Origin of the sequence: Sporosarcina pasadenensis (assembly GCF_047228845.1) — a bacterium.
Lineage (GTDB): Bacteria > Bacillota > Bacilli > Bacillales_A > Planococcaceae > Sporosarcina.
The window spans coordinates 1-17,729 of record NZ_JBFEGM010000025.1; the positions used below are offsets into that span (position 1 = coordinate 1).

At 47.4% G+C, this 17,729-nt stretch carries 20 protein-coding genes, 1 pseudogene and 1 riboswitch; of the genes and pseudogenes, 10 read left to right on the forward strand and 11 right to left on the reverse strand.

Going from position 1 to position 17,729, the window contains the following annotated elements:
• Positions 1-698: pseudogene (locus AB1K89_RS18110) on the reverse strand (hypothetical protein); the annotation flags it as partial.
• Between the two features lie 521 nt (positions 699-1,219).
• A riboswitch (TPP riboswitch) is annotated at positions 1,220-1,327 on the forward strand.
• 100 nt (positions 1,328-1,427) lie between these two features.
• Between AB1K89_RS18110 and tenA the strand changes: the two are divergent.
• The 5 genes from tenA to thiW are packed head-to-tail and all read left to right on the forward strand — an operon-like array spanning position 1,428 to position 4,890.
• Positions 1,428-2,111, forward strand: a complete 684-nt coding sequence (gene tenA, locus AB1K89_RS18115) for a thiaminase II (protein ID WP_413056078.1) — start codon at positions 1,428-1,430, stop codon at positions 2,109-2,111.
• Positions 2,112-2,948 (forward strand): hydroxyethylthiazole kinase, encoded by an 837-nt coding sequence (gene thiM / locus AB1K89_RS18120; RefSeq protein ID WP_413056079.1) that lies wholly within the window; start codon positions 2,112-2,114, stop codon positions 2,946-2,948.
• Entirely contained in the window at positions 2,914-3,753 is an 840-nt protein-coding gene (thiD, locus tag AB1K89_RS18125) for a bifunctional hydroxymethylpyrimidine kinase/phosphomethylpyrimidine kinase (RefSeq protein ID WP_413056080.1), read from the forward strand. The genes thiM and thiD overlap by 35 nt, the downstream gene beginning before the upstream one ends.
• Before the next feature lie 19 nt (positions 3,754-3,772).
• Positions 3,773-4,399, forward strand: a complete 627-nt coding sequence (thiE, locus tag AB1K89_RS18130) for a thiamine phosphate synthase (RefSeq protein WP_413056096.1) — start codon at positions 3,773-3,775, stop codon at positions 4,397-4,399.
• Positions 4,396-4,890 (forward strand): energy coupling factor transporter S component ThiW, encoded by a 495-nt coding sequence (thiW, locus tag AB1K89_RS18135; RefSeq protein WP_413056081.1) that lies wholly within the window; start codon positions 4,396-4,398, stop codon positions 4,888-4,890. Before thiE ends, thiW begins: the two co-directional genes overlap by 4 nt.
• Before the next feature lie 173 nt (positions 4,891-5,063).
• On the opposite strand, the gene AB1K89_RS18140 is transcribed toward thiW, so the two are convergent.
• The 9 genes from AB1K89_RS18140 to AB1K89_RS18180 form a co-directional block, all read right to left on the reverse strand.
• On the reverse strand, positions 5,064-6,071 hold the full coding sequence (locus tag AB1K89_RS18140) for an HAAS signaling domain-containing protein (protein WP_413056082.1): 1,008 nt from the start codon (positions 6,069-6,071) through the stop codon (positions 5,064-5,066).
• Positions 6,058-6,405: a PadR family transcriptional regulator gene (locus AB1K89_RS18145; RefSeq protein ID WP_413056083.1), complete on the reverse strand. Its 348-nt coding sequence runs from the start codon at positions 6,403-6,405 to the stop codon at positions 6,058-6,060. The genes AB1K89_RS18140 and AB1K89_RS18145 overlap by 14 nt, the downstream gene beginning before the upstream one ends.
• 324 nt (positions 6,406-6,729) lie before the next feature.
• Positions 6,730-7,554, reverse strand: a complete 825-nt coding sequence (locus tag AB1K89_RS18150; protein WP_413056084.1) for an urease accessory protein UreD — start codon at positions 7,552-7,554, stop codon at positions 6,730-6,732.
• 1 nt (position 7,555) lies between these two features.
• A complete protein-coding gene (ureG, locus tag AB1K89_RS18155; protein WP_413056085.1) occupies positions 7,556-8,167 on the reverse strand; it encodes an urease accessory protein UreG in 612 nt (203 codons plus the stop codon).
• A 28-nt stretch (positions 8,168-8,195) separates the two neighbouring features.
• Positions 8,196-8,882: an urease accessory protein UreF gene (locus AB1K89_RS18160; protein ID WP_413056097.1), complete on the reverse strand. Its 687-nt coding sequence runs from the start codon at positions 8,880-8,882 to the stop codon at positions 8,196-8,198.
• Complete coding sequence (gene ureE / locus AB1K89_RS18165) at positions 8,875-9,330, reverse strand: urease accessory protein UreE (RefSeq protein WP_413056086.1); 456 nt, start codon at positions 9,328-9,330, stop codon at positions 8,875-8,877. Before ureE ends, AB1K89_RS18160 begins: the two co-directional genes overlap by 8 nt.
• 11 nt (positions 9,331-9,341) lie before the next feature.
• On the reverse strand, positions 9,342-11,054 hold the full coding sequence (ureC, locus tag AB1K89_RS18170; protein WP_413056087.1) for an urease subunit alpha: 1,713 nt from the start codon (positions 11,052-11,054) through the stop codon (positions 9,342-9,344).
• Positions 11,051-11,374, reverse strand: a complete 324-nt coding sequence (locus tag AB1K89_RS18175; RefSeq protein WP_413056088.1) for an urease subunit beta — start codon at positions 11,372-11,374, stop codon at positions 11,051-11,053. Before AB1K89_RS18175 ends, ureC begins: the two co-directional genes overlap by 4 nt.
• Positions 11,375-11,390: 16 nt before the next feature.
• Positions 11,391-11,693, reverse strand: coding sequence for an urease subunit gamma (locus AB1K89_RS18180; RefSeq protein ID WP_413056089.1), 303 nt, complete (start codon positions 11,691-11,693; stop codon positions 11,391-11,393).
• Between the two features lie 230 nt (positions 11,694-11,923).
• Here AB1K89_RS18180 and AB1K89_RS18185 point away from each other — a divergent pair, with 230 nt between their 5' ends.
• From AB1K89_RS18185 to AB1K89_RS18205, 5 genes are all read left to right on the forward strand, one after another.
• A complete protein-coding gene (locus AB1K89_RS18185; protein ID WP_413056090.1) occupies positions 11,924-12,862 on the forward strand; it encodes an urea transporter in 939 nt (312 codons plus the stop codon).
• A 111-nt stretch (positions 12,863-12,973) separates the two neighbouring features.
• A complete protein-coding gene (locus tag AB1K89_RS18190; RefSeq protein WP_413056091.1) occupies positions 12,974-13,195 on the forward strand; it encodes a hypothetical protein in 222 nt (73 codons plus the stop codon).
• A 406-nt stretch (positions 13,196-13,601) separates the two neighbouring features.
• Positions 13,602-14,171 carry an alkyl hydroperoxide reductase subunit C gene (gene ahpC, locus AB1K89_RS18195; RefSeq protein ID WP_413056092.1) on the forward strand — a complete coding sequence of 190 codons (570 nt, stop codon included), beginning with the start codon at positions 13,602-13,604 and terminating at the stop codon, positions 14,169-14,171.
• A gap of 241 nt (positions 14,172-14,412) precedes the next feature.
• Entirely contained in the window at positions 14,413-15,942 is a 1,530-nt protein-coding gene (ahpF, locus tag AB1K89_RS18200) for an alkyl hydroperoxide reductase subunit F (protein WP_413056093.1), read from the forward strand.
• Between the two features lie 214 nt (positions 15,943-16,156).
• A complete protein-coding gene (locus AB1K89_RS18205; RefSeq protein WP_413056094.1) occupies positions 16,157-16,762 on the forward strand; it encodes a superoxide dismutase family protein in 606 nt (201 codons plus the stop codon).
• Between the two features lie 151 nt (positions 16,763-16,913).
• Here AB1K89_RS18205 and AB1K89_RS18210 read toward each other — a convergent pair whose 3' ends face one another.
• Complete coding sequence (locus AB1K89_RS18210; protein ID WP_413056095.1) at positions 16,914-17,486, reverse strand: hypothetical protein; 573 nt, start codon at positions 17,484-17,486, stop codon at positions 16,914-16,916.
• Positions 17,487-17,729 lie beyond the last annotated feature (243 nt).

The window sequence follows — 17,729 nt, forward strand, 5'->3', positions numbered from 1 at the left end:
GCTTCTTCTTCGTCAGCAGGTGCATCTACAGCTTCTTCTTCGTCAGCTGGAGCGTCAACAGCTTCTTCTTCGTCAGCAGGTGCATCTACAGCTTCTTCTTCGTCAGCTGGAGCGTCAACAGCTTCTTCTTCGTCAGCTGGAGCGTCAACAGCTTCTTCTTCGTCAGCCGGAGCATCTACAGCTTCCTCTTCGTCAGCTGGAGCGTCAACAGCATCTTCTTCGTCAGCCGGAGCGTCAACAGCTTCCTCTTCGTCAGCCGGAGCATCTACAGCATCCTCTTCGTCAGCTGGAGCATCTACAGTATCCTCTTCGTCAGCCGGAGCATCTACAGCGTCTTCTTCGTCAGCCGGAGCATCCGTGCCTTCTTCATCAGCTGGTGCGTCTGTATCATCGTCATCGTTATTAGGTGTATCTGTGTCATCTTCATCTGTAGTATCATCTTCATCCGGCTCAGCAGCTACGAAGTTTTTATTTGCAATCGTACGCATGAATTTCCCTTTTTCAGGTGAACCCGGAATAGTTGTTGCATAATAGGAAACCTTTTCACCGTGGTTTTTAAACTCTTTTTCACCGTTTTCAGCCGCTAACGCTGATCCGCCTGCTCCAAAAATAGCAGCAGTTAACATTGAAGTCGACATGACAAACGGTAAAATTTTCTTTTTCGTGTTCTTCTCGTTACGATTCGTTTCTTTAACCAAGAATGATCAAACTCCCTTTTCTTAAATTTTTTTACCCAACTACCAGATCATGAAGCGAAATAACACTCATCCTAATAAAGTCGTTATGTACATCCGCCTCCTTCTCGAGCAAAGAGTGTAGGGCCGTTTTTTACTATCTTCACAATAGTTTCATTCGGATAGGTGAGCAGTGCCCCATCTGCACATTACTAACAATAACAAAAGAAAATAACAATGGTATGACAACCAATTAACAAGTATTCGTGGAAATATTAACCTTTGTAATAATAAATAAGCGTGGGAGAAGACTAAAAAGAGGGTTTAATGTAATCGATTCGACCCTGTTAAACCATATTATACCAATCCTAAAAATGCCGATAACGTGCTATGTATGCCTGTCCTATTACTTTATTTTCATGGTTAACGCGTGGTATAAACGGTCTATCGCTATTTATTTCTAAATATTACATTACCGTAAAGTACAGATGTCAGATTTGCCAAAATAGTAATCTATGTTATAGTGTAGTTGAAAACTGAAAAGAGTTAACCACTGGGGGAGTCTTTGTGAAAGACTGAGACGTGTATCGATACACGGACCCTTCGAACCTGATCTGGCTCATACCAGCGTAGGGAAGTGGGTCGCACGTCTTCCAAAGGTTATCTTACGCCGATATGCGAGCCGCTTCTTCAACGATTGTGTTGAGTGAAGCGGCTTTTTTGGTTTTCCAAAACTTTAAAGGAGTGGTTGGAATGACGTTTTGTGAAGAGGTACGGAAGGAATGCAACGATGTTTGGGAGGCGAGCTTCCATCATCCGTTCATTAATGCGCTTGCGGAAGGGACATTGCCTGAAGAAGTGTTCAAACATTACGTTCTGCAAGACTCGTATTATTTGAAGCATTTTGCGAAAGTGCATGCCATGGCTGCCGTGCAGGCGACGGATTTATTGACGGTGCAACGGTTTGCGCAGCATGCGGATGGTACATGCGGGGCGGAAATTTCATTGCATGAAGGCTTCTTTGGACTGTTGGGTGTTACGGATGAAGATATTGAAAACTTTGACCCGGCGCCGACAGCGTATGCTTACACGTCGCATTTATACCGGGCGGCGTTGGAAGGCGACTTGGCTACGACGTTGTCCGCATTGCTTCCATGTTATTGGTTGTATTACGAAATCGGCGAGCGGCTCAAGGATGCGAAACCGAATCACCCGATTTACGACAAATGGATTGCCACGTACAGTTCTGAATGGTTCGAGCAGGCAACCCGTGAACAGATCGATCGATTGAATAAACTGACGGAAGATCTTTCGGATAAAAGACGCGAACAATTGAAAGCTCATTTCATTAAAAGCGTCCACTATGAATTGCAGTTTTGGGAAATGGCATGGACGCAGCAAACATGGTCTCTTGAAACAAGCGAGGTGCATGCATAAATGGCTCAATCTTTATTGCTGAAAGAACTGCGTACACAAAACCCGTTAGTCCATTGCATCACGAATATTGTCGTTGCAAACTTTCAAGCGAACGGCCTGCTGGCATTGGGTGCTTCTCCGATCATGGCGGATGCAATCGAGGAGACGGCAGAAGTAGCCGCCGTTTCCTCGTGTACATTGCTAAACATCGGGACGCTGGATCCTTCGGCAGTTGAATCAATGATCGCTGCCGGAAAAGTTTCTTCCATTAAAGGGCGTCCACTCGTATTGGATCCTGTCGGCGCAGGGGCGACTGCTTTCCGTAAAGATACAGTCGCTACACTTCTGGAGGAATTGGATATTACGCTCATCCGTGGAAACGCCGGTGAAATTGCATCCATTGCGGGTGTTGAATGGGAAGCGAAAGGCGTCGATGCAGGTGCAGGTTCGGCAAATATCGAAGAGGCGGCTAAAGATGTAGCCCTCCGCCACCGTTGCCTCGTCGCTGTTACCGGTGAGACCGACATCGTGACGGATGGTGATAAAATCATCCGAATTACAGGAGGGCATCCGCTCATGAGTAAAATCACGGGCATGGGTTGCCTGTTAAGCGCGGTTTCCGCCGCCTTCCTGTCCGTCGGTACACATTCCCCGATTGATGCGGTTGCTTATAGTCTTGCGTATTACAAAAAAGCGGGAGAATTGGCGGCTGAACCGTCTTCAGGTCCGGGTGATTTTGCGGTTTATTTCCTGAATGCTTTACATCAATTAGATGATGACGCAATAGACGTCGCCCAATTCATTGTAGAAGGGGGGGTGTCAAATGACTTCAGTTGCTCTAACGATTGCCGGTTCTGACAGTGGCGGCGGGGCAGGGATCCAAGCCGATCTGAAAACATTCCAGGAGCTCGGCACGTTCGGAACGTCCGCATTAACGGCGGTGACTGCTCAAAATACGCTCGGCGTCCATGCAGTTCAACCGATAGAGACCGACATCGTCATTGCGCAAATCGAGGCGGTGCTAACTGATTTCACAGTTGGCGCGGCCAAAACGGGGATGCTGTTCTCTGCGGAGATTATTGAAGCGGTCGCGGATACAATGAGCCGTCATGATCGGATTCCTCTAGTCGTCGATCCCGTCATGATCGCGAAAGGCGGCGCTCCGCTTCTCCGACAGTCGGCGATTGCAGCTTTGAAAGAGCGTCTCATTCCGTCGGCGGCCCTTTTGACGCCCAATATACCGGAGGCGGAAGTGTTGACGGGAATGACGATTGCGTCAATGAAAGATATGGAGAATGCCGCAAATCAATTGCTCCGGAAGGGAGCCGGAGCCGTACTGCTGAAAGGCGGGCATCGGACAGATACTCCTGACGCGGAGGATCTGTTTTTGTCTTCGGCGGGCGATTGCTTTTTAATGAAGAGCAAACGGATCGACACGAAAGACACGCATGGTACGGGATGTACGTTTGCCGCAGCCATTACGGCGGAGCTTGCGAAAGGTGCTCCGATGCATGATGCAGTCGTTACAGCAAAGCATTTTATCCATGCGGCGATTGAGGATGGGCTTTCCATCGGCAATGGGCACGGGCCGACAAACCATGCGGCACTGCGGAAGCGGGGCCCGGTGGAACGGAAGGATGTTGAATTGATTGGGAAAAATTGACCTCACGCTTTACTTCATAATGGGCTCGACAAATGCGGAGAAGCCGCTGTCCGTCTTGGAAGAGGCCTTAAAAGGCGGGATTACGTGTTTCCAGCTGCGTGAAAAGGGGGCACGTGCGCTTGTCGGGATGGAAAATAAGGCATTTGCGCAGAGCTGCCAGCAATTGTGTGCGCAATATGGCGTTCCGTTCATTGTGAATGATGATGTCGACCTCGCTGTTGAGATTGACGCGGATGGCGTCCATGTCGGACAGGATGATGCTGAGGCGCGATTTGTCCGAAAAAGGATTGGAGCCGAAAAGATTCTAGGGGTTTCCGTCCATTCAATAGAAGAAACTGAAGCGGCCATAGCGGCAGGTGCGGATTATGTCGGCATGGGACCCGTCTATCCGACGATATCGAAAGACGATGCAAAACCGGTTGCGGGGACGGCGATGATCGAGAAAGTGGCGAAGTTGTATCCTGATTTGCCGATTGTCGGAATCGGGGGCATCACGGCAATGAATGCGGAACCCGTCTTCCGTGCAGGGGCAAGCGGAATATCTGTCATTTCAGCGATTGCTTCATCTACTAACCCTGAAATGGCGTCCCGGCAATTGAAGGAAGCTGCAACGCAATGGAGCCGCGAAAGGAGCGTGCTGCGATGAGTACGCGAAAACTTGTCCTCATGACCGTATTCACTGCGATTGCGGTCGCCGGATCTGCATTCGTCTCCTTTCCTGCAGGCATTGCCCGCGCCTACCCGATCCAGCATGCGGTCAATGTCATCGCTGCAATCTTGCTCGGACCCATTCCTGCCGTCATCATTGCTTTCATGACCGGCCTCGTTCGCATATTAACCGGCACCGGGTCGTTGCTCGCTTTTCCGGGAGGGATGATCGGCGCCGCACTTGCCGGTCTGCTGTATAAGCAGTCTGGGCGGGCGTGTATGGCGGCAATCGGAGAAATCATCGGGACGGGAATCATCGCATCGCTCTTCGCGGTTCCATACGCAGCCGTCCTCATGGGAACGACCGTCACCGCCTTCTTCTTCATGCCTCCCTTCCTCGTCTCCAGCATAAGCGGGGCAGTCATAGGAGTCATCGTGGCAATCCGTCTTCAGGCCATGCCTGTGGGGAGAAGGGTACAAAGTTATTAGAATTGTTCGGGTGCCTGTGCAACACACAATTCAGACTATGCACTACAATTGTATAGAAAAATTGAAGAAGCCGACCAAATCAACGTTCAGTCGGCTTCTTTCTGCATGTATATGAGTTTTAATGAATTGTCATAAATGTGTGGTGCACAGGCACCGAATTTACCTCAATCAATTCATGCTTTCGCTTTCCGGTAACTGTCGTAGACTTCGATGAACACGGTGACGACGATAATCGCAACGACGGTCCATACCGCCCAATCTGTGAAATTATTTACTGAGGTTAAATTGATTTCAAGAATATCTGCCAAATAAGGAATCATTGCCTCGTTGATGAGGGCGGGATTGCTGGCAATGACGATGAAGACGATCAAGCTGAACACTTTGATGACTGCATTTATCGTTACAAGCCTCATTGTCCATTGCCGTTCTTTAAATTTGTAAAGCGCCATGCCGATCTCGAGTGCCGCAAATAGTAAAACGATTGGCAAGTACGACATCAATACCGATTGATTCAAAGCTGGCATCACCATTTGTAACCCATCTCCATCGATTGATCGATAGACACCTGCAAGATGGTCCGCGTTGAAATAAAGAACGACCCAAATTGCAGTCCAGACCAATCCGAAAATGACCTCACTTCTTGGAATCACTTTTTTCTTCGAGATGACCTGGACATGCTTCAACTGTTCAGGACTCCATTCCGTCCCATGCTTTGTAATTGATCCACTGCTTTTAGCCAAGCCGACTCTTTCAATGAAAATAAAAACGATCGTGACCCAAAAGAATGTTTGGATGAGCACATGGATGACATTGGCGATGATGATACCAAAGCTTTTTATGACGACAGAAAGTATACTTTCTTCCCCTGAAAAAAGGACAATGGTTTCAACGACATGAACTAAAACGGTAATGAGTATCGCCCATGGGATGATCATTTTCATCGTCCATAAATAAGCGTCGTACACTTTTGGGCCAATCAAATGCATTGGTGTGTCGCGATAGCTAGCGGCGAGACGAGCGGGATCACCAAGTTTTGAAAGGACATCCATTACTTCATTCTCGGAAAAATCGTCGGGCAACATATCCTCAATAGTGGATTGAAGCTCAAGGGCGATATCATTCCGTGATTTTTCCGGCAACCTTCTCGTCACCTCATATACGTAGGCTTCAATCAGATTCATCATTCTCATCTCCTTCCAATAAAGTTTTCAGTTCCGATGTCATCGTTTCCCATTCCTTTTTCAATTGCTCATAAATGTCGCTGCCGTACGCACTGATTACGTAATACTTACGGGGTCGACTTTCTGTTGTATCCCAACTGCTTGTTAAGAGTTCCTGTTTCTCTAATCGGCGGAGGAGCGGGTATAACGTGCTTTGTTCAATGGCAACGCCTGCTTTTTCTTGACGTTGGACTAATGAATATCCATATTGAGGCGTTCGTAATTGACTTAGCACAGCAAGAGTCAACGTGCCTCTCCTTAATTCTGTAGTGAATGTATCCAATAATGGCCCCATAGCTGTCACCTCGTTTTCTTATACTATGCATCGTACACTATTGTGATTCCGCTAACAATGGGGGAAGTGTTATTATTTGTGGTTAAGAATGCAGAATTGTGTGGGTGCCTGTGCAACACACAATTCTGACTATGCACTACAATTGTATAAAAAAATTGGAGAAGCCGACCAAATCAACATTCAGTAGGATTCTTTTTGCATTTATATGAATTTTAATGAATTGTCATAAATGTGTGGTGCACAGGCACCAAAAAAGAGGCACCGAAAAAGGAACCGAAAAAAGGGTTGGAAATCAAATCGATTTCCAACCCTTTCATTGCGAATTCAATATTTGCGTAGGGGACTTGGTCGTTTTCCGAACCATTCCTGCATGATTAAATGATGGCATTTGGAGAATAGCCCTTCAATAAGTTGAGTTGAATTACCGAAGACCCGGATAGCGACTCCGGGCACCGGTAGCTTGGAAAGGCCTATTTGATAAGAGTCCGTTTTCTCGTAAAGAGTTTCATAAAGCCGATCGATCAACCCGTCATCGACTTTTTCGTCAATGACAAACATGGAGCCAAGATGTGTGTAGCCTTCTAGGAAGCCGATGTCGCCGAGCAGCTGGTCTGCCGGAGCGAGCTTAAGATGGTCGTACACTTTGAGTTCGCCGTCAATATGGAATTCGTTGATCAGCTGCACAAGCTCATAACTGAAATGGTCGCCTTTGGGGCTCCAGCCCGGCGTGATGATGTCCGTGTAGAGGAGAGAAGACGTGCTGTCCATACGGAATATATTTTTCTGCTTGTATTTCGCATCCTGATAGGCGATGAGCGGATCGGGCAAATACTCCAGATAGCTTCGATCGTTAAGGATGATTTCTGTTTCTTGATAGGCGAAATCAGTCGGCGTTCTGTACACTTTTGTCGATCCTTGGGTCGTGATCGTGGCTTGAGCTTTCTTATCAAGAGTGAAACTCATGCTGTAACGGTCGCCATCGAGATAGCCGCCTCCCGGGTTCAGGATGTAATAGCACACCTGGCCGGAATCATCGAGGTAGATTGGCCTCATCACTTTCAAGGCACCTTGGAAATAAACGTCTTTCGCAATTGTTTTTCCTTGTTTATCCTCGAGCCGAAGCTGTAGCTCCCCCGTCATCTGCTCCATATTAAGACAGTCCTTTGAGTAGAACATTTTCTTTGATCCAGTCGATGACTTCCTCTAGCCCTTCCTCTTCCATCAAGTTTGTGAAGACGAATGGCCTGTCGCCACGGAACACTTTCGTATCGGATTCCATAACGTCAAGACGAGCTTTGACGTGTGGAGCCAAGTCTGTTTTGTTGATGATGAACAAGTCAGACTTGATCATTCCTTGACCGCCTTTTCGGGGAATCTTCTCGCCTTGTGCTACGTCGATGATATAGATGGAGAAATCGACGAGTTCTGGGCTGAACGTTGCTGCCAAGTTGTCTCCGCCGCTTTCCACGAAAATGATCTCTACATCGGGATGCCTCTTTGTTAATTCGTTAATTGCGGCAAAGTTCATGGAGGCATCTTCGCGGATTGCGGTGTGCGGGCAGCCTCCCGTTTCGACGCCGATGATTCGGTCTTCAGGCAATACGCCTGTCTCCATGAGGATTTTAGCGTCCTCTTTCGTATAGATATCGTTTGTGATGGCAGCCATGCTAATTTCATCAGCCAAGTACTTGGCCAATTTTTCGACGAGCATCGTCTTGCCGGCTCCGACCGGTCCGCCTATTCCGATTTTGATTGGTTCCATAAATAAACACTTCCTTTGTTTTATTCGATCAGGACATGAATATCCGTATCCCTACGCGCTCATGCTGCATCTGGGCGAGCTCGAGCCCGGGCGAGACGGCTCCGAAGTCCTCTATGTCAAGCTGTTGTATCTTCTTTGTTGTTTCCATCAGAACCGGCTGGAGTTCCTGGATCACTTTTTGTCCGGCTGTTTGTCCGAGTGGTATGGACCGCACTGCGTTTTGGACGAGGCTCGAGACGGACGAATACAAATAATAGAGAATGGTTGAGTTGGAAGAGACGCCGAGATGGTGACTGAGCACGGTAAAAACGATGGCGGGGTGGCCGCTTGCGCGTTGATCCCGTATCCTGTCCGCATATTCGGATAAGAGCGGGATGTCGTATAGCGTGTTTACGAGGCTTAACATTCGCTCGCCGATCATTCTCGTCCCTTCCCTCGTTTCTTCCGGAATATTTTGGGCGTATAGAAGTTGATCCATATCCCAAATCCTGTTTTGTTCACGAGTTTCCAATGCCTCGTAGCAAATCTTACAGGCAATGCCGTCCGAGTAGGCGAGCTGTTCATTCACATATGTCGTTACCCATTGCATAAATGTTTTCTGATCATGGATTTTATTTTTCTGTATATACGTCTCCATCCCGAACGAATGGCTGAACGCCCCCGTAGGGAAAGTGGAATCGCACAGCTGGAAGAGAGGCAACAGGTTTTCAGTCATGGCTGTGCCCAATATGCCGGAACGCCTGTTTCACTTTCCGGTCCTCTCTTTTATATGGTATTTTCAGTTCCTGCAACAGCTCTTCGACGAGATAATCATATTGGACGAGCATTTCGTCTCCTTCGAATTGTGCAGGGAGATGGCGATTGCCGAGCTGATGGGCAATCGTTCCCATCTCATATATCGAACGCGGCTGGATGATTAACAGATCATCCGTGAGCACATCGATGACAATAAGATTCTTTTCATCCATGAACAGAATATCGCCAGCTGCGAGGTCTTTCGGATTTTTTAGCCGGATGCCGATTTCATTTCCGTGATCCGTCTTCACTCGCTGGATGCGTTTCACGAGATTGGCGCTTTCTAAATAGACTTTCTCAATATGGCGCTGTTTTACTTCGTGCGCATCAAGGTCTTCCAAATTTGCTTTGATTTCCTCAATTATCAATTCACTTCACCTCAAAATAGGAAATATCGTCGACACATTGGCACTTCATCGGCAGGTTCCGACGTGATCAGTTCGCCGTTCACGCGGACTTCGTAAGTTTGCGGATCCACTTTCAGTTCAGGGGTCTCCGAGTTCAGCTTCATATCCTTCTTGGATAGGTCGCGGATGCCTCTCACCGGTAAAATGATTTTCTCCAGACCAAGCTGCTCATGGACTTTATCGTCGAATGCAGCTTGTGAGATGAACGTGATGTTTGTGCGGGCGAGTGCCTTTCCGTATTGGCCATACATCGGTCGATGAATGAAGGGCTCAGGAGTTGGGATGGATCCGTTTGCATCTCCCATGAAGGCTTGCACAGCGAACCCGCTTTTCAGCACCATCTCAGGTTTGGCGCCAAAGAATGCCGGCTTCCAAAGGACGAGATCGGCAATTTTCCCGACTTCTATAGAGCCTACATACTCCGAAATCCCGTGAGTTATTGCAGGATTGATCGTATATTTCGCGATATAGCGCTTGGCACGGTTATTGTCGGAGCGCTCTTGGTCACCTTTCATCAGACCGCGTTCCTTTTTCATCTTGTTCGCCACTTGCCAAGTGCGCAAGGCGACTTCACCAACGCGCCCCATCGCCTGGGAATCAGAGCTTGTCATACTGAAGATCCCCATGTCTTGTAAGACGTCTTCCGCAGCGATCGTCTCCCGGCGTATGCGGGAGTCCGCAAACGCGACGTCTTCAGGGACGGAAGGATTCAGGTGATGGGCGACCATGAGCATGTCCAAATGTTCATCGAGTGTATTTTTCGTATACGGCAAGGTCGGACTCGTTGAGGAAGGCAATATGTTCATATAGCTTGCCGACTCGATTAAATCCGGAGCATGTCCGCCGCCAGCCCCTTCCGTATGATACATATGGAGGACGCGGCCTTTCACAGCAGCCATCGTATCTTCCATAAAACCGGATTCATTCAACGTATCGGCATGAAGCGCCACTTGCACGTCGTATTCATCGGCGACTTGCAATGCATGGTCGAGTGCCGACGGAGTCGCTCCCCAGTCTTCATGGACCTTCAGGCCGATAACGCCTGCGCGCACCTGTTCCGCGAGCGGTTCTTTTGACGCCGCCTGCCCTTTACTCGTCAATCCGACGTTGATCGGCAAGGCATCTACTGCCTCAAGCATCCGGTGGATATTCCAAATGCCAGGTGTTGCAGTTGTAGCCCGAGAAGCTGCCGATGGGCCAGTGCCGCCGCCAATCAATGTCGTCGTACCTGCTGAAAGTGCGACTTCCACTTGCGCCGGATTGCAGAAGTGGACGTGAGTGTCGATGGCTCCGGCAGTTACGATCATCCCTTCGCCCGCAATGATTTCGGTCCCTGAACCAATTATGATATCTACACCATTCATGACGAGCGGGTTTCCGGCCTTCCCGATCCCGGAAATCTTGCCGTCACGGATTCCAATATCGGCTTTATAAATACCTGTATAATCAAGGATAATTGCGTTTGTGATGACGGTGTCCGGAATACCATCCCTCCGTGTGGCTAACGGATGCATTCCCATTCCGTCCCTAATGACTTTACCTCCTCCAAAGACGACTTCATCGCCATAGGACGTGTAATCCTTTTCGATTTGGATAAACAGATTTGTATCTGCCAATCGGATGGAATCACCTGTCGTTGGCCCAAACATTTGAGAATATTGCTTCCTTGGCATATGTAAACTCATTGTTCGTCCTCCTTCTCAAGAACCCCATCGACTTTATTGCGGAAACCGTAGACCTGGCGTTTGCCGGCGTAGTCGACAAGCTCGATTTCCTTTTCATCTCCCGGTTCGAAACGGACTGCGGCACCCGCCGGAACGTTCAGCCGTTTTCCATACGCCTCATCGCGACTGAATTGGAGCGCGCGGTTCACTTCGTAGAAATGATAATGAGATCCGACTTGCACAGGGCGATCCCCAGTATTGATCACTTTCAGTTTGGAGGTCTTCCTGCCTTCGTTGCAGACGATCTCTTCATCCTTCAAAAATACCTCTCCAGGAATCATGCTACATCCTCCTCTTCTATTTAATAGGATTATGGACGGTGATCAGCTTCGTCCCATCGATGAACGATGCTTCCACTTGCACATCCTCAATCATTTCCGGAATACCTTCCATGACATCTTCTCTTGTCAGGATCGTCGTTCCGTACTGCATCAGTTCGGCAACCGTCTTCCCATCTCTCGCTCCCTCGAGCAGTTCGTACGTAATTAAGGCGACGGCTTCAGGATGGTTCAACTTCAATCCCCGATCTTTCCGTCTCCTTGCCAAATCCGCAGCTACGACGATTTTGAGTTTATCCATTTCTCGCGGTGTTAAATTCAATGTGCCCCCTCCTTGATTCAACCAAGTTACTTAACTGGACTCTATTAGGGACTTCCCTGGAGAATTAGAGATTAAACGATTCTAGCGGCGAACAAAACTTAATACCTAAGAAATACCCATATCTTACATTTAATGAATAAAGGGTAATGTGGAACATTATTGGGGGGTAGATTATTATGGATCATCTTGGGGTAATAGTAACGAAAAAGGGAAAGAGGAGGAGCATGAGCATGCAAAGCGGTGGGATTGAAGAGAGAGAAAATAGATTTCCTTTCCTTCTAGCAACGATGAAAGGCATCTCTCAGGTGCTTCTCATCGAAAATTGGATTACGGGGCTACTCATATTGTCTGCAATTACGGTTACCTCTTTCAAGCTTGGTTTGATTGCATTCCTATCAGCGGCGATCGGCACGCTTTTCGGTCAGGTAGGCGGCGGAAATCCTTCGAGTGTTGAACGGGGGTTGTTTGGATACAACCCTACGTTGACTGGGATGGCGCTTTTTCTGTATCTGGAAGGACCTGCAAATTGGGGGATCGCTTTATTCGGTGCGGTCATTGCAGCTGCGTTCACCGCTTCTGTGATGAGATTTCTGCAGCCTGCTGGTATGCCGACATTGACATTCCCGTATATCATAACAACATGGCTAATCATGCTGTCTTCATATAGATTCGAAGCATTTGCATTGACGGACGAAATAGTCCCGCAGAGCTTATCGCACTGGAAGCTGGAAAGTGCCGGCGAAATCCAATGGTTAAATGCTTTTCTTGATGGAGCAGGTCAAATTTTCTTTCTGCAAGGCATCGTTGCAGGATTGCTGCTCTTTTTAGGGATTTTTATTGCGAATTGGCAGATGGGGCTTTATGCGCTCGCGGGCAATTTCATCGGAATGTTTACGGCATACATACTTGGCGGGGAACATACGCTTATCGATGCAGGGTTGTACGGCTATAATGCAATTTTGACGGCGCTCGCTGTCGGAGTCGTCTTCCGTGCAGGGCCGAACCGGATTTCGCTATTCATTGCAATCATCGCTTGCGTATTGACGGTAGTCATTATAGGTAGTGTAGATACCGTACTTTTGCCGTACGGATTACCGGCATTGACGATGCCGTTCGCTCTGAGCACTTCGATATTTATAGGTGCCCGGATGATGATGAGACATGCCTGACAGGCAATTATCCCCAATTGAGTTTCTCGTAGAAAAATTAGTGTTGTTCTTCGCAGTTTGGGTATTGGGGTAATGTAACGAATAAAAACGAATAGAGAGGAGGAGAGTGTGTTGGAGGAATTTACCGATATTAGAGTAAAGGAAATGTTTAGAGGACAAGTTCACGAACATGTCAGATTCAGTGTGACCATTGACGGCAACGATTATCATGGCTTGTATAATGACGGAGAAATTAATTGGTTCCGTCCATATCCCGAAATCCGGTTGGAGGATCATCATGTGGAGCAAATCGAAGCGAAGGCCTACGAAAAGATAAAGCGTATTGAGGATTGAGAGAACAGGACACAAAAGTAAACAAGCTGGAGCAATGCCACTTAGCGGGCATTGCTTTTCTTTTGTTGTATTGGATTGTAAAATACTCGTTTGATATATTCGAAACATTCAATAATCAATAACATGGATCGGTAATTGAGAATTAGAAGATTACATTTAAAACTCGCTTCCTTGTAATTAATATGGAATCGATAAGGGAGAAAAGCTGCGGTAATGGGTGTTATATAAGGGTTTATGACAATAAAAGTGTATCTGTTGACAAACTTCGACATCTATATGATAATCAGTATGTAATTAGAATTATTATAGTTAAGCGGTAGAGATTACAGGATAATGTTTACTGCGGTTTAGGTTTTGATGAAATAACCTAAACTAACTATATAAAAACACTAGGAGGAATATTTCTATGTCACTAATTGGAAAAGAAATACTACCATTCAAAGCGCAAGCTTACCATGCAGGCACAGGTGAGTTCATCGAAGTAACTGATGAGAACCTAAAAGGTAAATGGAGCATCGTTTGCTTCTACCCAGCAGACTTTACATTCGTTTGCCCGACTGAGCTTGGAGATCTTCAAGATCAATATGCAACTCTTAAAGAACTAGGCGCTGAAGTGTATTCCGTTTCAACGGACACGCACTTTACACATAAAGCTTGGCACGATCACTCTGAGACAATTAGCAAGCTTGAGTACATCATGATCGGTGACCCTTCACAAGCGATCTCACGCAACTTCGATGTATTGGACGAGGAGTCCGGTCTAGCAGATCGCGGTACGTTCATCATCGATCCAGACGGCGTTGTTCAAACAGTTGAAATCAATGCTGGCGGAATCGGCCGCGATGCAAGCACGCTTGTAGACAAAATCAAAGCTGCACAATACGTACGCAACAACCCAGGCGAAGTTTGCCCGGCAAAATGGAAAGAGGGCGAAGAAACACTTAAGCCTAGCCTTGACCTTGTAGGTAAAATCTAATTTCGCGTTTAGCGGGATAACGGGGACGGCCCCCTTCCTTTTAGGATAGGGGCTCCCTTTATTTTTGAAAAGTTTTTCGGCAGTTGTCTTAGATGTTGAATTGAGGCAAGTAGGATGCTGGTCATGCGATCGTTGCGACAGGACGTCGCGTACTTAGATCGCGTTCCTTAATTCGATTCGACATCTAAGGCAATCATGCCGAGTTTTCTATGGATAAAATACAAGTTGAGGAGTAGATTACATGATTTTGGACGCAGATATAAAACAACAATTAGCCCAATATCTTGAACTGATGGAGGGCGATGTACTACTTAAAGTGAACGTCGGAGAAGATAAGGTATCACGTGAAATGGCGGCACTTGTGGATGAACTAGCTACAATGTCATCACGCATAAAAGTGGAGCATGCTGAACTGGAAAGAACTCCGAGCTTCAGTGTGAACCGCATCGGTGAAGATACTGGCGTCGTTTTCGCAGGCATCCCGCTTGGACACGAGTTCACTTCGCTTGTCCTCGCTTTATTGCAAGTGAGCGGCAGAGCTCCTAAAGTGGACGAGAAAGTGATCGAGCAAGTGAAGAACATCAAGGACGAGCTTCACTTTGAATCATATATTAGCTTAAGCTGTCAAAACTGCCCGGAAGTTGTACAGGCACTTAACCTCATGAGCGTGTTGAACCCTAACATTACGCATACGATGATCGACGGCGCGGCGTTTAAAGAAGAAGTGGAAAGCAAAAACATTCTTGCTGTCCCGACGGTATACTTGAATGGTGAGCCGTTTACGAACGGCCGTAAGACAATCGAAGAAATCCTTGCTGAACTCGGAAGCGGCCCGGACGCATCGGAATTTGCCGATAAAGATCCATTTGACGTCCTCGTTGTCGGCGGCGGTCCAGCGGGCGCGAGTGCTGCTATTTACGCCGCTCGTAAAGGAATTCGCACAGGAATTGTCGCTGAGCGTTTCGGCGGTCAAATTTTGGATACGGCTGCAATTGAGAACTTCATTAGCGTAAATCGCACAGAAGGTCCTAAACTAGCTGCTAGCCTTGAAGAGCACGTGAAGGACTATAACATCGATGTTATGAATTTGGTGCGTGCGAAGCGTTTGGAGAAGAAAGACCTTATCGAGATCGAATTGGAAAACGGTGCTGTTCTGAAGAGTAAATCCGTCATCCTTTCAACAGGCGCGCGCTGGCGGAATATCGGCGTACCTGGCGAGGCTGAATTCAGGAATAAAGGAGTTGCGTACTGCCCGCACTGTGACGGTCCTTTATTCGAAGGGAAAGACGTTGCGGTCGTCGGCGGCGGAAACTCCGGTGTCGAGGCGGCGATTGACCTTGCGGGAATTACAAATCATGTAACGGTACTTGAATTCAACTCTGAGTTGAAAGCTGATTCTGTACTGCAAGAACGTCTACACAGCTTGCCGAATGTCACTGTGGTCACAAATGCTCAAACGAAAGAGATTACCGGTACGGATAAAGTTAACGGAATCACTTACGTTGATCGTGAATCAGGCGAAGAAAAGCATGTCGAGCTAGCCGGCGTATTCGTCCAAATCGGTCTTGTGCCAAATACGGATTGGCTCGGCGACACGGTCGAGCGCAATAAATTCGGCGAGATCCTCGTCGATAAGCGCGGCGCAACGAACGTCCCTGGTGTCTTTGCTGCAGGAGACTGCACGGATAGCCCGTTCAAGCAGATCATCATTTCAATGGGATCTGGCGCGACCGCTTCGTTGGGTGCATTTGATTATCTTGTCCGGAATTAATTAGGGACATTAATAGATTGAAGAGGAACAGGTCTGGAAAGTGGACCTGTTCCTTTTTTGTGTTGCTATTTCCATAGGAGTTCCTTCTCTCATTGTTGTCAATACGTTCCAATTTAGATGAGTGGTAAGTGCTCTTTTGCGAGAATCCCGTTTAACTGATGAAAAATAGTGAATTGTATAGGTGTCAATACTTTAGTAGAGGGAGTGTGTGGATATGAAAAAATGGATTTGGATAACGATGATCCTTACGAGCGTTTTAGTTTTTGCAGCATGCGCCGATAAGAAGAATGATCCGGCTCCGGCTATCGAAACAGAAGGTGAAGTTAATGAGGGGACGAATGCTACGGAATCGGCTGAAGTGGAGGATGAACTGCCATCCGTGAAAGTCCATTTGATGGACGGCAACGGAAAACCGGTTGGAACAGCGGAATTGACCGAGGAAGAGGACGCTTTACGCATCATGGTAGAAGCGGAAGGATTGCCTGAAGGTCCTCACGGCTTTCATTTCCACGAAAAAGGGGTATGTGAAGCGCCCGACTTTGAATCAGCAGGAGGGCATTTCAATCCGACGGGGGCAAGCCATGGACTTGACCACGAAGAAGGCCCGCATGCCGGCGATTTGCCGAACCTCGAAGTCGGTCCCGATGGCACTGTAAAGGAAGAGTTCTTCGTTGAAAACCTGACATTGACGCCAGGAGAGGAAAACTCCTTATTCCATGACGGCGGCACAGCCCTCGTCATCCACGCAGAAGCAGACGACGGAAAAACCCAACCATCCGGCAACTCCGGCGACCGCATCGCTTGTGGCGTAGTGGAATGAAGTTTTCAGAATCTTGTCGGTGCCTGTGCAGCGAACAATTCTGATTATGCACTACAATTGCATAAAATAAATGAAGCAGCCAACGGTATCAACATTCCGTTGGCTTCTTTCTGTATTTATATAGAGTTTATTGAATTGTCATAAATGTGTGTTACACAGGCACCGCTTTGAGAATTGTTTTGATTTTGCGGAGGAAGAATAGGCTGAGTTCCGTCCAGATCCAGCTGTAGATCAGGGAGAAGATGAGAATAAGGAGCAAGGAAATCAGATTGAATGAAGAGGAGACGGTTGGACCGAATACGGGAAAGCCGAGTACGTACAAGGGGATGCAAATGCCGATACATAATAGCAGGCCATTTGTCAGGACAACTTCCAGCCGCTTGTTGAGTCTGTAAAGTGCCCATCCTAAGCCTAGTCCGAGTAATCCGGTTGTAAAAGGGAAAATGACTAATTCGGTCGGTTCAAGTAAGAACAACAATAAAATCGTTACGATATAGGTGAAAATCCCGGAGCGCAAACACATCAATGCGACGAGCATAATCGGGGCGGTGGCGAAAGGGCTAATGGCAAAGCCGATGGCGGGTAGCAAACCTCCCGCAGATTGCAATATGGCTGCAAGTGCTGCCATCAATGCCATGAATAGAAGCCTTTTCGTCGGTGGCCATCGATTGAGAATACGATGAATGTACTTTGGATGCGACGGAATGGATGTTTTGAAAAGCATAGTCTCTCTCCTTTGTAAGCAAGCCTTTCTCTATTTTATTGGTAATGGCTGCTTTCTGTGCGGGTTGAGGGCTGTTGAGTATTCAGAATTGGTTGGGTGCCTGTGCAGTGAACAATTCTGATTATGCACTACAATTGTATAAAATAAATGAAGAAGCCAACTATATCGGCACTGACATAAGAAATTGAGACAAATAAAAACACCTTACGTTGAAAAACGGGTATTGACCCTTAATACAACAAC